Origin of the sequence: Enterobacter sp. 03-F-07-AD-ECC, assembly GCF_047530935.1 — a bacterium.
GTDB classification, from domain to species: Bacteria; Pseudomonadota; Gammaproteobacteria; order Enterobacterales; family Enterobacteriaceae; genus Enterobacter; species Enterobacter cloacae.
This window is the reverse complement of the sequence record NZ_JBLKBZ010000025.1, coordinates 35,925-49,176: the sequence shown is the minus strand read 5'-3', so window position 1 is coordinate 49,176 and position 13,252 is coordinate 35,925. Positions and strand designations below refer to the sequence as shown.

Annotated in this window: 16 protein-coding genes; 4 read left to right on the top strand and 12 right to left on the bottom strand. The window is 55.5% G+C overall.

The window, feature by feature from the left end:
* Positions 1 to 174: 174 nt before the first annotated feature.
* The 7 genes from mnmH to ppiB form a co-directional block, all read right to left on the bottom strand.
* Positions 175 to 1,245 carry a tRNA 2-selenouridine(34) synthase MnmH gene (gene mnmH / locus ACMWKA_RS22610; protein WP_057071963.1) on the bottom strand — a complete coding sequence of 357 codons (1,071 nt, stop codon included), beginning with the start codon at positions 1,243 to 1,245 and terminating at the stop codon, positions 175 to 177.
* Positions 1,246 to 1,340: 95 nt separating this feature from the next.
* A complete protein-coding gene (gene purK / locus ACMWKA_RS22605; RefSeq protein WP_013095918.1) occupies positions 1,341 to 2,408 on the bottom strand; it encodes a 5-(carboxyamino)imidazole ribonucleotide synthase in 1,068 nt (355 codons plus the stop codon).
* The gene (gene purE / locus ACMWKA_RS22600; protein WP_040021485.1) at positions 2,405 to 2,914 is read right to left on the bottom strand and encodes a 5-(carboxyamino)imidazole ribonucleotide mutase; all 510 of its coding nucleotides are present in this window, start codon (positions 2,912 to 2,914) and stop codon (positions 2,405 to 2,407) included. Before purE ends, purK begins: the two co-directional genes overlap by 4 nt.
* 160 nt (positions 2,915 to 3,074) lie before the next feature.
* Positions 3,075 to 3,260 carry a hypothetical protein gene (locus tag ACMWKA_RS22595; protein WP_023620085.1) on the bottom strand — a complete coding sequence of 62 codons (186 nt, stop codon included), beginning with the start codon at positions 3,258 to 3,260 and terminating at the stop codon, positions 3,075 to 3,077.
* Positions 3,261 to 3,325: 65 nt separating this feature from the next.
* Positions 3,326 to 3,535: a YdgH/BhsA/McbA-like domain containing protein gene (locus ACMWKA_RS22590; protein WP_013095921.1), complete on the bottom strand. Its 210-nt coding sequence runs from the start codon at positions 3,533 to 3,535 to the stop codon at positions 3,326 to 3,328.
* 140 nt (positions 3,536 to 3,675) lie between these two features.
* On the bottom strand, positions 3,676 to 4,398 hold the full coding sequence (lpxH, locus tag ACMWKA_RS22585; protein ID WP_414760623.1) for a UDP-2,3-diacylglucosamine diphosphatase: 723 nt from the start codon (positions 4,396 to 4,398) through the stop codon (positions 3,676 to 3,678).
* A 3-nt stretch (positions 4,399 to 4,401) separates the two neighbouring features.
* On the bottom strand, positions 4,402 to 4,896 hold the full coding sequence (gene ppiB / locus ACMWKA_RS22580) for a peptidylprolyl isomerase B (RefSeq protein ID WP_020685026.1): 495 nt from the start codon (positions 4,894 to 4,896) through the stop codon (positions 4,402 to 4,404).
* A 174-nt stretch (positions 4,897 to 5,070) separates the two neighbouring features.
* On the opposite strand from ppiB, the gene cysS reads away from it, so the two are divergent.
* On the top strand, positions 5,071 to 6,456 hold the full coding sequence (gene cysS / locus ACMWKA_RS22575) for a cysteine--tRNA ligase (RefSeq protein WP_414760622.1): 1,386 nt from the start codon (positions 5,071 to 5,073) through the stop codon (positions 6,454 to 6,456).
* 52 nt (positions 6,457 to 6,508) lie between these two features.
* Here the strand turns inward: cysS and ACMWKA_RS22570 are convergent, their stop codons facing one another.
* The 5 genes from ACMWKA_RS22570 to folD form a co-directional block, all read right to left on the bottom strand.
* The gene (locus ACMWKA_RS22570; protein ID WP_045902391.1) at positions 6,509 to 7,036 is read right to left on the bottom strand and encodes a metal-dependent hydrolase; all 528 of its coding nucleotides are present in this window, start codon (positions 7,034 to 7,036) and stop codon (positions 6,509 to 6,511) included.
* Positions 7,037 to 7,110: 74 nt separating this feature from the next.
* The gene (gene malI / locus ACMWKA_RS22565) at positions 7,111 to 8,127 is read right to left on the bottom strand and encodes a Mal regulon transcriptional regulator MalI (protein WP_020685029.1); all 1,017 of its coding nucleotides are present in this window, start codon (positions 8,125 to 8,127) and stop codon (positions 7,111 to 7,113) included.
* 83 nt (positions 8,128 to 8,210) lie between these two features.
* Positions 8,211 to 9,710: a PTS transporter subunit EIIC gene (locus ACMWKA_RS22560; RefSeq protein ID WP_014830936.1), complete on the bottom strand. Its 1,500-nt coding sequence runs from the start codon at positions 9,708 to 9,710 to the stop codon at positions 8,211 to 8,213.
* A gap of 235 nt (positions 9,711 to 9,945) precedes the next feature.
* A complete protein-coding gene (gene ybcJ / locus ACMWKA_RS22555; RefSeq protein ID WP_040021473.1) occupies positions 9,946 to 10,158 on the bottom strand; it encodes a ribosome-associated protein YbcJ in 213 nt (70 codons plus the stop codon).
* 1 nt (position 10,159) lies between these two features.
* Positions 10,160 to 11,026: a bifunctional methylenetetrahydrofolate dehydrogenase/methenyltetrahydrofolate cyclohydrolase FolD gene (gene folD, locus ACMWKA_RS22550; RefSeq protein WP_013095929.1), complete on the bottom strand. Its 867-nt coding sequence runs from the start codon at positions 11,024 to 11,026 to the stop codon at positions 10,160 to 10,162.
* 311 nt (positions 11,027 to 11,337) lie between these two features.
* Here folD and fimA point away from each other — a divergent pair, with 311 nt between their 5' ends.
* The 3 genes from fimA to fimC all read left to right on the top strand — a co-directional run bounded on the left by fimA (position 11,338) and on the right by fimC (position 13,242).
* Entirely contained in the window at positions 11,338 to 11,901 is a 564-nt protein-coding gene (gene fimA, locus ACMWKA_RS22545; RefSeq protein ID WP_013095930.1) for a type 1 fimbrial major subunit FimA, read from the top strand.
* Positions 11,902 to 11,969: 68 nt separating this feature from the next.
* Complete coding sequence (gene fimI, locus ACMWKA_RS22540; RefSeq protein WP_013095931.1) at positions 11,970 to 12,515, top strand: type 1 fimbrial protein subunit FimI; 546 nt, start codon at positions 11,970 to 11,972, stop codon at positions 12,513 to 12,515.
* Positions 12,516 to 12,549: 34 nt separating this feature from the next.
* Positions 12,550 to 13,242: a type 1 fimbria chaperone FimC gene (gene fimC, locus ACMWKA_RS22535; protein ID WP_013095932.1), complete on the top strand. Its 693-nt coding sequence runs from the start codon at positions 12,550 to 12,552 to the stop codon at positions 13,240 to 13,242.
* Positions 13,243 to 13,252: the final 10 nt, after the last annotated feature.

Genomic DNA, 13,252 nt, shown 5'->3' with positions numbered 1-13,252 from the left:
GAGACGGCTGAATATAGTTAACGAGATGAAAAAGCTGGGAAAAGAGTACAGTAATATGGTCATGGTGGCATGACCATATTACTGGGGATCCCTCAGCCCACAGGGAGAGGGTACAAACATTAAAAACGGCAACCAGGTTGCCGTTTTGCTTTTACCTCGCCACCCGGCTTTCTTTTAGCGATCAAGCCAGTCAGCGACCTCGCCATACGTCCCGCGATATACAATCTTTTCTGCCTTCTTCTCCAGCTGATAGCCGTACATCGGGTCGTAATAATCTCTGAGCAGCGGCGCAAGCCAGCTAAAGTGTGCGTCAGTGCTGCCAGAGCGTTGTTGTTCCAGCAGTGCGGAATCTAACAGCGCGGTGAATTCCGCATAACGCTGCAGCCCCAGACGGCGGCGAATGGCGAACAGGCCGTGGTGCAGATACTCGTTATACTCCTTCCAGCCTGCCTCTTCGCCGTAGGCGGCAGAAAAATTGGCCCACATATGGTCGAAATACTCTTCGCGCAGGCGCTCAAGACGAATGTCAAACGGATCCTCTACCACCACGATAGGGGCTTCGGCCATCCGGTCGCGCAGGCATTCCGGCAGATGGTTAGAGCCAATCATCCTGCCCTCATCCTCCAGCACCCAACGTGCAGCATCTTTTTTCAACAGCTCGACGGCCAGATGATTTTCAAAGCTTGCCTGGGAAAGCTGTGGCGTCAGCGTGCGGCCAAACGATGAGCCGCGATGGTGGGCCAGCCCTTCCAGATCGATCCCCTGCACGTGCTGCTTCACCAGCAACGTTTTACCGTTTCCGGTACAGCCGCCGATAAGCACCATCGGTTTTTGTGACTGCTCAATAGTGACCTGAATCGCCGTCTGACGCAGGGCTTTATAGCCGCCGCGGATCAGCGGGTAATCCACGCCCGCCTCTTTCAGCCAGGCCTGCGTGATATGCGAGCGCTGTCCGCCGCGCGCACAGCAGATAAAGCCCTCAGGTCGGGCAAGACAGGCTTCGCGCCAGGCGTTGATCCGGGCCTCCCGCGTGTCGCCGTTCACCAGACTATGGCCGAGCGCCAGCGCAGCGTCGGGCCCCTGGCGTTTGTAGCAGGTCCCCACGGCGGCGCGTTCGTCGTCGTTCATTAAAGGTAGGTTGATTGCCGCAGGCATCGCACCCTGCGCAAATTCGATCGGCGCGCGAACGTCAATCAAAGGGGTATCGGACGCGAGTATCGCGCGATAATCCGTTCCATCGTTCATGGTTATTCCAGAAATCAAAACAGCAATGGAGGGGGATTTTACGCGCGTGAGGAGAGGCCGGGGAAGGGGAAGATCAACTCCCCGGCAATTATCGCTTATTTGAGCTTTGATTGCGCCCAGACAATCCCGCTTGCGTATTCCGGCGGCAGGAGAGGGATCATCGCTTCCAGGGTAGCGCTCAGGCGGCCTGCGTCGCTGTCGTTCAGGTTCAGGTGACCCACTTTACGCCCCGGACGAACCTCTTTGTCGTACCAGTGCAGGTGCACCAGCGGCAGCTTCAGCCAGTCGTAGTTCAGATCGGTACCGATCAGGTTGATCATCACTGAAGGGCTGTTAACCACCGGCTGCGGCAGCGGCAGGTCAGTAATGGCGCGCAGGTGCAGCTCAAACTGGCTGATTGATGCGCCGTTTTGCGTCCAGTGACCGCTGTTGTGAACGCGCGGTGCCAGTTCGTTGATCAGCAGACCAGATGGCGTTACAAAACACTCCATCGCCATCACGCCCACATAACCCAGTTCATGCATAATGGCCGAGAGCATCTCTTCCGCCTGGGCCTGCTGTTCAGCATTGGCCTGCGGGAAGGCGACGCTGGTGCGTAAGATCCCGTCCTGATGCAGGTTATGGGTGAGAGGATAAAATACGGTACGCCCGTCGTGGCCGCGAGCGCCAACCAGCGACACTTCACCGCTGAAGTTGATGCCCTGCTCAACGATGCACTCTCCGTAGCACTCTTCCGGCAGTTCGGCGGTTTCGTGCGCGCGCAAACGCCACTGTCCGCGGCCGTCATAACCGCCGACGCGACGCTTTACAATCGCCAGTTCGCCCAGCATAGCGAAGACATCGTTCCACTCGCTTTTATCAGACAGCAACTGCCACGGCGCGGTCGCCAGTCCGAGCTTGTCGAACAGCTGTTTTTGCGTCAGACGGTCAGCAATGATTGGGAACACGTCGCGGTTCACAAAAGCGTTATGGCGCGCCAGTTCACGGGTCAGCGCGGTTTCCGGCCAGCGTTCAATCTCAGCGGTAATGACGCTCTGGTGGAACGGCACGGCTTCGGGTTCGGCATCCAGACCGACCGGCCAGACGGCAATACCCAGCGGTTCACCGGCCTGGCGCAGCATGCGGCCTAACTGACCGTTACCGAGGACGCAAACCTGCTTCATGCCGCACCCCGCGGGTCCGGGTTGTCCAGCACCTCGTCGGTCTGGGCTTTACGCCAGTCCGCCAGACGCTGAAGTAAGGCTTTATCGTGCGTCGCCAGGATCTGCGCTGCCAGCAGAGCCGCGTTTGCCGCGCCCGCTTTGCCGATGGCCAGCGTACCCACAGGAATGCCACGCGGCATCTGCACGATGGAGTAAAGGCTGTCGACACCGCTCAGTGCGGCGCTCTGCACCGGAACACCCAGTACCGGCACCAGCGTTTTGGCGGCAATCATGCCCGGCAGATGAGCTGCACCACCCGCACCGGCAATGATCACCTCGTAACCATTCTCTTGCGCGCTTTCGGCAAAGCTGAACAGTTTATCCGGCGTGCGGTGTGCGGAAACCACTTCAACGTGGTGAGGAACATTCAGGATTTCAAAGATTTCGGCGGCGAACTGCATGGTAGCCCAGTCGCTTTTGGACCCCATCACGATGGCGACACGCGCCGGATTATTGCGGGAAGACATGCGTCTTAAAACTCCTGTGGTGCGAAACACACTGCTTTCGAGGGCACAGAGAATAGCATGTAATACGGGCAAGGAAAACGGTTGCGCGGTTAAAAACCGAGCCGTTGTGGTGCGCGGGAATAACAAAACAGACCGCATTCAGGCGGTCTGTTTTGAGAGGTTACTGAAGATCCCCTGCGGTCAGGTTCTCTTTGTCGAATGCGTGGCTGACATCAATATGATTCACCATGCTGGTGTCGATATTCGAGCCGGCTTCCGGTACACAGAAGCCATTCTCTGCTGCCATCGCGCCAGTGGACAGTCCAGCGGCCAGCAGCAGGGCACTTACGATGCTGATTTTTTTCATTCTCTTTCCTTCCTCATCGTCTTGTCGCTGTCGCGGATCTACTGGCGGCACGGCAAACGGCGATATTATTTAGTCAGTTCTGCAGTCATGTGCACGCGGTTATTGAACTGTGCGCTGGTGATTTTGTAAGACGCGCCCTGTTCAGCAGCCTGAGCGGCAATTTTCGCTTCTGCACGATCCAGAGTTGAGGCTGTCGCGCTAACGCTTTGTGCGAAAGAACCGAAAGAGATCAGAGACAGAGCGGCAACTGCAACGAAAGTTTTGATAGATTTCATGGTCGTAATCCTTAAGTGTTTTGTTTGGGATAGGGCGTGTTGCCCTGATGTGATAAATGATAGGCCGACCACGGGCTGATTAAAATCGAAACAATTTGCCGATATCGTTCAAAAAAATAGAATGAGTTTTGCGGGAGAAATTAAAACGGGAAAGCGATCAGTTCCACACCTTCAGGCGTGACTTTCACCATCGATCCTTCGCTGTGCCACGCGCCCAGTACCACACGGCGAGCCGGTTCGCCGTTGGCGACCAACGTATGCACGTCGGGACGGTGGGTATGACCGTGGATCAACCACTGGACGTGGTGTTTCTCCATCACGTTGACCACTGCCTGCGGGTTGACGTCCATGATGGTCATCGACTTACTGCTGTTGGCGGCTTTACTGCCCGCGCGCATTCTGGCGGCGATACGGTTCCGGATAAACAGCGGCAGGGCAAGGAACACCTTTTGGATCCACGGGGTGTGGACCTTCGCGCGAAACGCCTGATAGCCGGTATCGTCCGTACAGAGCGTGTCACCGTGCATGATCAGGACTTTTCGACCATAGAGGTCAAGCACCTGTTCTTCTGGCAGCAGCGTCATGCCGCTTTCGCGGGCGTAGCGAGGGCCGATCAGAAAATCGCGGTTGCCGTGAATGAAGTAGCAGGGAACGCCGGAGGTGACCAGCGCGTGAATGGCGGCAGCCATTTTACGGTGCAGCGGGTTGGGGTCGTCGTCGCCGATCCAGGCTTCAAACAGGTCGCCAAGGATGTAAAGCGCGTCGGCGTGTCTGGCTTCACCCGCTAAAAAACGCAGAAAACCGGCGGTGATCGCCGGTTCTTCTGTTTGCAGGTGCAAATCTGCAATAAAGAGTGTCGCCACGAATTACTCGCTGACGGTCACGCTGGTAATCACAACGTCTTCTTTTGGAACGTCCTGATGCATGCCGCTGCGGCCGGTGGAAACGGCTTTGATCTTGTCGACCACGTCCATGCCTTCAACCACTTCTGCGAATACGCAGTAGCCCCAACCCTGCAGGCTTTCGCCGGAGAAGTTCAGGAAGTCGTTGTCAGCCACGTTGATGAAGAACTGCGCGGTGGCAGAGTGAGGTGCCTGAGTACGCGCCATCGCCAGCGTGCCGCGGGTGTTTTTCAGGCCGTTATTGGCTTCGTTTTTGATCGCTTCTTTTGTTTCTTTCTGCTTCATACCCGGTTCAAAACCGCCGCCCTGGATCATAAAGCCGTTGATCACACGGTGGAAAATGGTGTTGTTGTAGAAACCTTCGCGGCAATAGTCCAGGAAGTTTTTAACTGTTTCAGGCGCTTTGTCATCAAAGGTTTTGATTACGATATCGCCATGATTAGTGTGGAAAGTAACCATTTTTGCATCCTGTTCCGTTATTGTGGTACGTCGACCCGCGTTCGGGTCAGATATAGGGGCCTGTTATAGCATAACCACAGGATGCGATCACCTTGCATTGTGTGCTGCTTCGGGTTTGAATTACGGGTAGAATACCCGGTTTTCGTCCACACACGTGTTTACATGGAATCTTCGATGTTAAAAATCTTTAATACAATGACGCGCCAGAAAGAGGAATTTAAACCTATCCATGCCGGGGAAGTCGGCATGTACGTGTGTGGTATTACGGTTTACGATCTCTGTCATATCGGCCATGGCCGTACCTTTGTCGCATTCGATGTCGTGTCGCGTTACCTGCGTTTCCTCGGGTATAACCTGAAGTACGTGCGTAACATCACCGATATTGACGACAAAATCATCAAGCGCGCTAATGAAAATGGCGAAAGCTTTGTCGCGCTGGTGGATCGTATGATCGTTGAGATGCACAAGGATTTTGACGCGTTAAACATTTTGCGCCCGGACAGCGAGCCGCGTGCGACCCACCATATTCACGAAATTATCGAGATCACGGAAAAGCTGATTGAACGCGGCCACGCGTACGTTGCGGACAATGGCGACGTGATGTTCTCAGTGCCAACCGATCCTACCTACGGCTCGCTTTCCCGTCAGGATCTTGACCAACTGCAGGCTGGCGCGCGCGTTGACGTGGTTGACGTGAAGCGTAACCCAATGGACTTCGTGCTGTGGAAGATGTCCAAAGAGGGCGAACCAAGCTGGCCATCTCCATGGGGAGAAGGGCGTCCGGGCTGGCACATTGAGTGCTCGGCGATGAACTGCAAACAGCTGGGCAAACATTTTGACATTCACGGCGGCGGTTCAGACCTCATGTTCCCGCACCACGAAAACGAAATCGCGCAGTCCACCTGTGCGCACGGCGGCGAGTATGTGAACTACTGGATGCACTCCGGGATGGTGATGGTTGACCGCGAGAAGATGTCTAAATCGCTGGGCAACTTCTTCACCGTGCGTGACGTCCTGAAGTATTACGATGCGGAAACCGTACGTTACTTCCTGATGTCGGGCCACTACCGCAGCCAGCTGAACTACAGTGAAGAGAACCTGAAACAGGCACGCTCTGCGCTGGAGCGTCTGTACACTGCGTTGCGCGGTACCGACAAGTCCGTGGAGGCCGCGGGCGGCGAGGCGTTTGAGGCCCGCTTTGTTGAGGTGATGAACGATGATTTCAACACCCCGGAAGCCTACTCGGTGCTGTTCGATATGGCGCGTGAAGTCAACCGTCTGAAGTCAGAAGATATGGCGGCGGCGAATGCGCTGGCTTCTCACCTGCGTAAACTCTCTTCCGTGCTTGGCCTGCTGGAGCAGGAGCCGGATGCCTTCCTGCAGAGCGGTGCGCAGGCGGATGACGGCGAAGTGGCAGAGATTGAAGCGCTGATTAACGCGCGTCTGGAAGCCCGTCATGCGAAAGACTGGGCGGCAGCGGATGCGGCGCGCAATCGCCTGACCGAGATGGGGATCATCCTGGAAGATGGCCCACAGGGGACCACCTGGCGCCGTAAGTAATTTTCCCCTCACTCTAACCCTCTCCCTGTGGGAGAGGGCCGGGGTGAGGGCATCAGCGTGCACGCTTTCGCCACCACAACAACCCCATCAGCACCACTCCCGGCAGCCACACCCACAGCAGTTCAGAGATAATCACCTGATGCCCGTACGGCGTGGTATAGCGCGACAGGGCAAACGGGGCGACCTTAATCACCTGCCACGGCGCAAAGAAGCGTTCATCTGACCACGGCCACAGCCAGCCGACGCCCTTGCCGCCGGTGGTGACGGAATCCAGCAGGCTGTGCGACAGCAGCGACACGGTTAAAAACAGCCAGCAGCGCGTCAAACTTGCCCTGAACCATCGTCGCCCGACCAGTACGCAGAGTATCGGCACCACGAAGGCAAACAGCAGTGAATGGGTAAAGCCGCGATGACCGAAAACATTGCCGTAAGCAACGCCGAACTTAAACGCCAGCACGTCGGCATCGGGCAGCATCGCGAGCACGACACCGGCGAAAAGCAGGCGGGGAGGAATAACCCGGGTTCCCAGGCCTAAGCCCAGGCAAAGCGGAACAGCAGCGTGAGTGATAACGGTAGGCATCGTAATTTTCCATGACAAATCATGGGAATATAGCAGCGATTTCGCTGAAACTGACCTGTGCTAAATTCCGATTTTTACGCCGATTCCCGCGCGATAAGCTGGCCGGAGAGGGTAATGCGCTGCGTCTGCAGCTCTGGCTCTTTCAGCTTACGGATGATAAGACCCGCCGCCTGGCGGCCTGTCTCGTCACTTGCGGAGGAGACATAGGTAAACGACGGCGAGGTCAGGTTGACGTGCAGCATATCTTCAAAGCCCACCAGCGCGACCTGCTGCGTCAGAAACACGTCTTTTCCCACGGTGCGGCCCACCTGATGAATGCCGCTAATGCAGCCGATCATCGCATCCGGTGAATGACAGAGCAGGGCGGTGATGGTGTTGTTTTTTTCAAGCAGCTGGCGGGTCGCCATTGCGGCGGCTTGCGTGTCATCGCTGCAGGCCGGGGAGCTTTCATCGCGCCACACCAGCCCGTTCTGGGTCATTGCGCTGCGAAATCCAAGCAGGCGTTGTTCGCGAATAAGGCAGCCTTCGCGTCCGCCAATGTAGGCGATGTTGCGGTGCCCGCGCTCGATAAGATAGCGCGCGGCCAGGTTTGCCGCCTGGCGGTTATCGCGCATCACCAGGTTGCATTTTTCATCCAGCAGAGACTGCGAGACCACCACCAGCGGCAGCGGGCACTGGCGGATCTGCTCCGGCAGGGTTGAGGAGCGCGTATCCGACGCGAGATAGATCACACCCGCCACGCCCTGTTGCTTAAAGGAGAGCAGGGTGCGCTCTAAATGCTCCCGATCGTTCAGCGGCTGGCCGAGAAAAACCATATAGCCCTGCTTCTCCAGCTCCTGGACGATACTCGCCATGACTTTGATGGAAAAGCTGTCGCTAAAATCACGCAGGATCAGGCCGATCAGGTTGGAGGTGTTGGCGCGAAGGTTAGCAGCGGCAACGTTATGAACATAGCCCAGCGTCGTGATGGCGGCATTGACCTTCTCGATCGTTGCTTCGGAGATTTTCCCTTTCTGGCGCAGCACCAGCGATACGGTAGAGACCGACACACCCGCGTGCTTTGCGACATCAATGATGCTGACTTTCTTCAAAACCGCTCCCTGAAATTTACCGATTATCAGCCAGATACGACACGTCTCTCAGCCTACAGGAGACGTGTCGTTCCGGCATCTTATTATTTGCCAATCATGGTGGACATGGTCTGGGCGATAAACTGTGCTCTGGCACCGAAAATCACCTGAATTCCGTTATCACCCACGAAGACCACGCCGCGAGCGCCAAGTCCGTTCAGGCCATCTTTATCCACCGCATCACTTTTTGCCACTTCCAGGCGCAGACGGGTGATACAGGAGCCAACGGAGTCGATGTTGTGTGCACCGCCCAGCAGGGTAATGATTTCGGTGGCGAGTTCAGAATCGGATTTATCATCCGCGCTGGCGGTCACTTCGGTACGGCCCGGCGTTTTCACGTCAAAGCGACGGATCACGAAACGGAAGGTGAAGTAATAAATCAGGCCCATCGGAATACCAATGATAATGGCATTGAGGAAGTTGGTCTGATAGCCGTTGAATGACGGCAGGATCCCGAACGACAGATAATCGATAAAGCCTGCCGAGAACGACTTGGCGATATGGGCGTGCAGCAGATACATGGTCATGTACGCCAGGCCCGCCATAATGGCGTTAAAGACGTAGAGGATCGGCGCGACGAAGATGAAAGTGAACTCCACCGGCTCGGTGATCCCCGTCAGGAAGCAGGTGAGTGCCGCAGAGAACAGAATACCGGCCGCGATTTTTTTATTTTTGGTATGCGCTTCATGATACATCGCCAGACACGCCGCAGGCAGGGCAAACAGCATCAGCGGGAATTCACCCTGCATGAACTTACCGGCGTTCTGGTAGGTGTCGCTGCTGAAGGATTTCACACCTTCTTCCAGCATCTTGAACCAGATGGTCTGGTCGCCGTGGATCACCTGGCCCGCCTGAGTGGTGTAATCACCAAATGAATACCAGAAAGAGGGATACCAGATATGGTGCAGACCGAGCGGGATGAGGGCGCGTTCGACCAGACCGAAGATAAAGGTTGAGGCGGCCTGATTATCGCCGTTCACCACCACGGAGAGCGCGTCGATGCCTGCCTGAATGTGTTGCCAGACGTAGGGCAGCAGCAGACCGAGCAGGAACGAGAGAAACGCCGTGGCAATCGCCACAAAGCGTTTGCCGGAGAAGAAGCCAAGGAACTCCGGCAGCTGCATGGTGTGGAAACGGTTATAGCACCACGCCGCCAGAATACCGCAGATAAGCCCGCCAAAGACGCCCATCTGCAGCGTCGGGATGCCGACCACCATGGCGTATTTGCCGCCCTGAGAGGCCATTTCCGGCGTAATGCTCAGCACGGTACTGATGGTGATATTGGTAACAAACACCGAGACGGCGGCAGACAGTGCGGCAATGCCGGATTCCGATGCCAGACCCACTGCGGAGCCAATGGCAAACAGCATGGGCAGGTTATCAAAGATAACCCCACCCGCGTTCATCATCAGCGGCAGGTGAAACTTATCGCCAAAGGCCAGCAGCAGGCCCGCAGCGGGAAGCAGTGAAATTGGCAGCATTAAGGCGCGACCAATCATCGATAACTTAGACAGCGATTTAACAAACCCTGATATCAGACTCATGCTGATTTCCCCCGAGAAGCGCTTTTTTTGGCGCTGTTATTGTAAGTAGAACGTTTTAGTAGAACGTTCTACTTATCGTGGGCAAAGCGTGAAAAACGCGCAACACAATTTTCACTTTTCAACAGATGAAATAGTGATTATTTGAAGTTGATCGATAATTAACCGTGATAGGTGTGCGGGGATTGTTATCCCCTCTTCCGGCCGGGAGAGGGTTAGGGTGAGGGCATCAGACGGCTCAGGCCGTAACGGTCACGCTCTGGCCGTCAAAGCTGACGGTCTGACCGGCAACAATCTTGCAGCGCTTACGCGTTTCTACCACGCCGTCGACGAAAACCAGCCCGTCGGCAATGACAATCTTGGCCTGCGCACCGCTCTCGCTCCAGCCTTCCAGCTTCAGCAGATCGCACAGCTCAACGTGTGGATGTTTACCTAATGAAAATGTCGCCATGTTACGCGTCCTCTACGTCGTGATACTCCTCGCATGCCTGCAAGGTATTCTGAATCAGGGTTGCTACGGTCATCGGGCCTACGCCGCCCGGTACCGGGGTGATGTAAGAGGCACGCGCTGCGGCATCTTCATAAACCACGTCGCCAACCACTTTGCCGTTTTCCAGACGGTTAATCCCGACGTCCACGACAATCGCCCCTTCCTTAATCCATTCCCCGGGAATGAAGCCCGGCTTACCGACCGCGACGATCAGCAGATCGGCATTCTCGACGTGATGACGCAGATTTTTGGTGAAGCGGTGGGTCACGGTGGTGGTGCAACCGGCCAGCAGCAGCTCCATGCTCATCGGACGGCCCACGATGTTGGAGGCGCCAATCACTACGGCGTTCAGTCCGTAGGTGTCGATGTTATAACGCTCCAGCAGCGTCACGATGCCGCGCGGGGTGCAGGGACGCAGGCGCGGCGCGCGCTGGCACAGACGGCCAACGTTATACGGGTGGAAACCGTCCACATCTTTATCCGGCGCGATACGCTCCAGTACCTTCACGTTGTCGATGCCTGCCGGCAGCGGCAGCTGGACCAGAATACCGTCGATCTCTTTATCGGCATTCAGGGTGTCAATAAGTTCCAGCAGTTCTGCTTCGGTGGTGGTTTCCGGCAAATCGTAAGAGCGGGAGACGAACCCCACCTCTTCACACGCTTTGCGTTTGCTGCCGACATAAATCTGCGATGCCGGGTTGCTACCAACCAGCACAACGGCAAGCCCTGGTGCGCGAAAACCAGCCGCTTTACGCGCCTTCACTTTTTCCGCGACCTCAGAGCGCACCTGCTGCGCAATCGTTTTACCGTCAATAATCTTTGCTGCCATCAGAGAGAAGATTCCGTCTGTAACGTTTGAAAGGGGGGATGGCCTGTATTTTGGCAGAAGCGAGCGCCGCTGTCAGTCACCCTTTGCGAGTTTTCCTCCGGCGGGCGTAAAGACCCTTCTCGGGTGATGGTCAATTTCTTAGGCAGGATTAGGATGTGACCTGGTAAAATGGCAGCGTTTTGACATATTTAAAAATAGTTTCCTGAGCTACTTTGTCTCCTCCGAAATAAGCTTTCAATTTTTTCAATTGAACGTATTTCTTATTCCCGAAAATTCGCGGGAAGGGTTATTTACATTTTAAAGGAATAGACATGAAACTCAGCAACATTGCTTCTACTGTTATTGCTTCACTGGCCCTGGTCGCGGGTGCCGCTCACGCTGCCGATCCGGTTACGCCAGTTTCCGTAAATGGCGGTACCGTGCATTTTAAAGGTGAACTGGTTAATGCTGCATGTTCAGTAAATACCGATTCTTCCGAGCAGACCGTTAATCTCGGTCAGTACCGTACCGCGAAATTCACCAAAGTGGGTGATACCACCACCAATATTCCATTCACCATCGAACTGAACGATTGCGATCCGCTGGTGGCGAAAACGGCTGCTGTGGCGTTCACCGGTCAGATCGACGCAACTGACAAAACCCTGCTGGCAGTGACTTCCGGTAGCAACGACAACACCGCGAAAGGTGTTGGTATTGAGATCCTCGACAGCAAATCCAGCGTTCTCACGCCAGACGGTGCCACCTTCTCTGCTGCGCAGAACCTGATCCAGGGCACCAACACCCTGAACTTCAGTGCGCGTTATAAAGCCACTGCTGCGACCACTGAACCAGGCCAGGCAAATGCTGACGCCACTTTCGTTATGAAATACGAATAATTCCTCCGTACAGGGATGTTTTGGCCTCAGGGATGAGGCCCGTCATACGCTCAGGCCAGGAACGAAGGATGACAAGGACAGGAACACTACTGCTGTTAACCCTTGCGATGGCTTCCCAGGCATTCGCCCATACGGTGGTGATTGACGGCGGCAAAGTACACCTCCGGGGTGAACTGGTGAACGGTGGTTGCGCCGTGGCGCCAGACAGCCAGAATATGCGCATCGATATGGGACAATACCGGACCAACTCGTTTTCCGGGGTGGGCAGTTTTTCCACCGTAAATGTGCCTTTTACCGTGCGGCTGCTGGATTGCAGCGTGGATGTCTCACGCACCGTCGGGATCCAGTTCCAGGGCATCACGCCCGCGGAAGACCCGCAGGTTTTTCTGGCGACATCGCGCCCCGGTGAAACACCCATCAGCAGCGGGGTGGGGCTGGCACTCTTTGACGAACAGCAGCGTCAGATTATCCCCAACGCCACGGCGGTCAGCTGGCTGCCCATTGATACCCGCGAGCTTGCGTTTCATTTTAGCGCCCGATATCGGGCTATTTCCGAACACCTTGTGCCAGGCAATATTCAGTCGGATGTCTGGTTTACGTTGATTTATCCATAACACCTGCGAACACATTATTAAAGGTACGGTTTTGATGAATACCCTAATTAAACCAGGACTGATTTTATCGTTTATTTTAATGATGGTTTCTGCAAGCGCGAATGCGTCCGGCGGTATTGCACTTGGAGCCACGCGCGTTATTTATCCGGCAGATGCTAAACAAACTTCACTGGCGATCACCAACAGTAACAAGCAAGAACGCTATTTAATTAACGCGTGGATCGAAAACGCAAACGGGCAAAAAGAAAAAACCTTTGCCGTCACGCCACCGCTGTTTGTCAGCGAGCCGGACAGCGAAAACACGCTGCGCATTATTTACGCCGGGCCTGCGTTGCCTGCCGATCGTGAATCGCTGTTTTACATGAACGTGAAAGCGATCCCGTCAGTGAACAAAGCCAAAACCGAAAACAACAACGTGCTGCAACTGGCCATCCTGTCGCGTATCAAGCTGTTTGTGCGTCCGAATAACCTGGCAATGCAGCCGGAAGAGGCGCTCTCTCAGCTGCGCTTTGAGCGCGTTGGCTCGCATCTGAAGATCAGCAACGCCTCACCGTATTACATCACGCTGGTCAATCTGAAGCTGGGCGGTCAGACGCTGGATAACATCATGATTGCGCCAAAAAATTCGGCACAGCAGGCGCTGCCGGCTGGTGCGGGCGGTACGCTCTCCTGGCAGAGCGTCAATGACTACGGTGCCATTACTCCGGCGCGTAGTGTCAACCTGTGAGCAGAGTCAG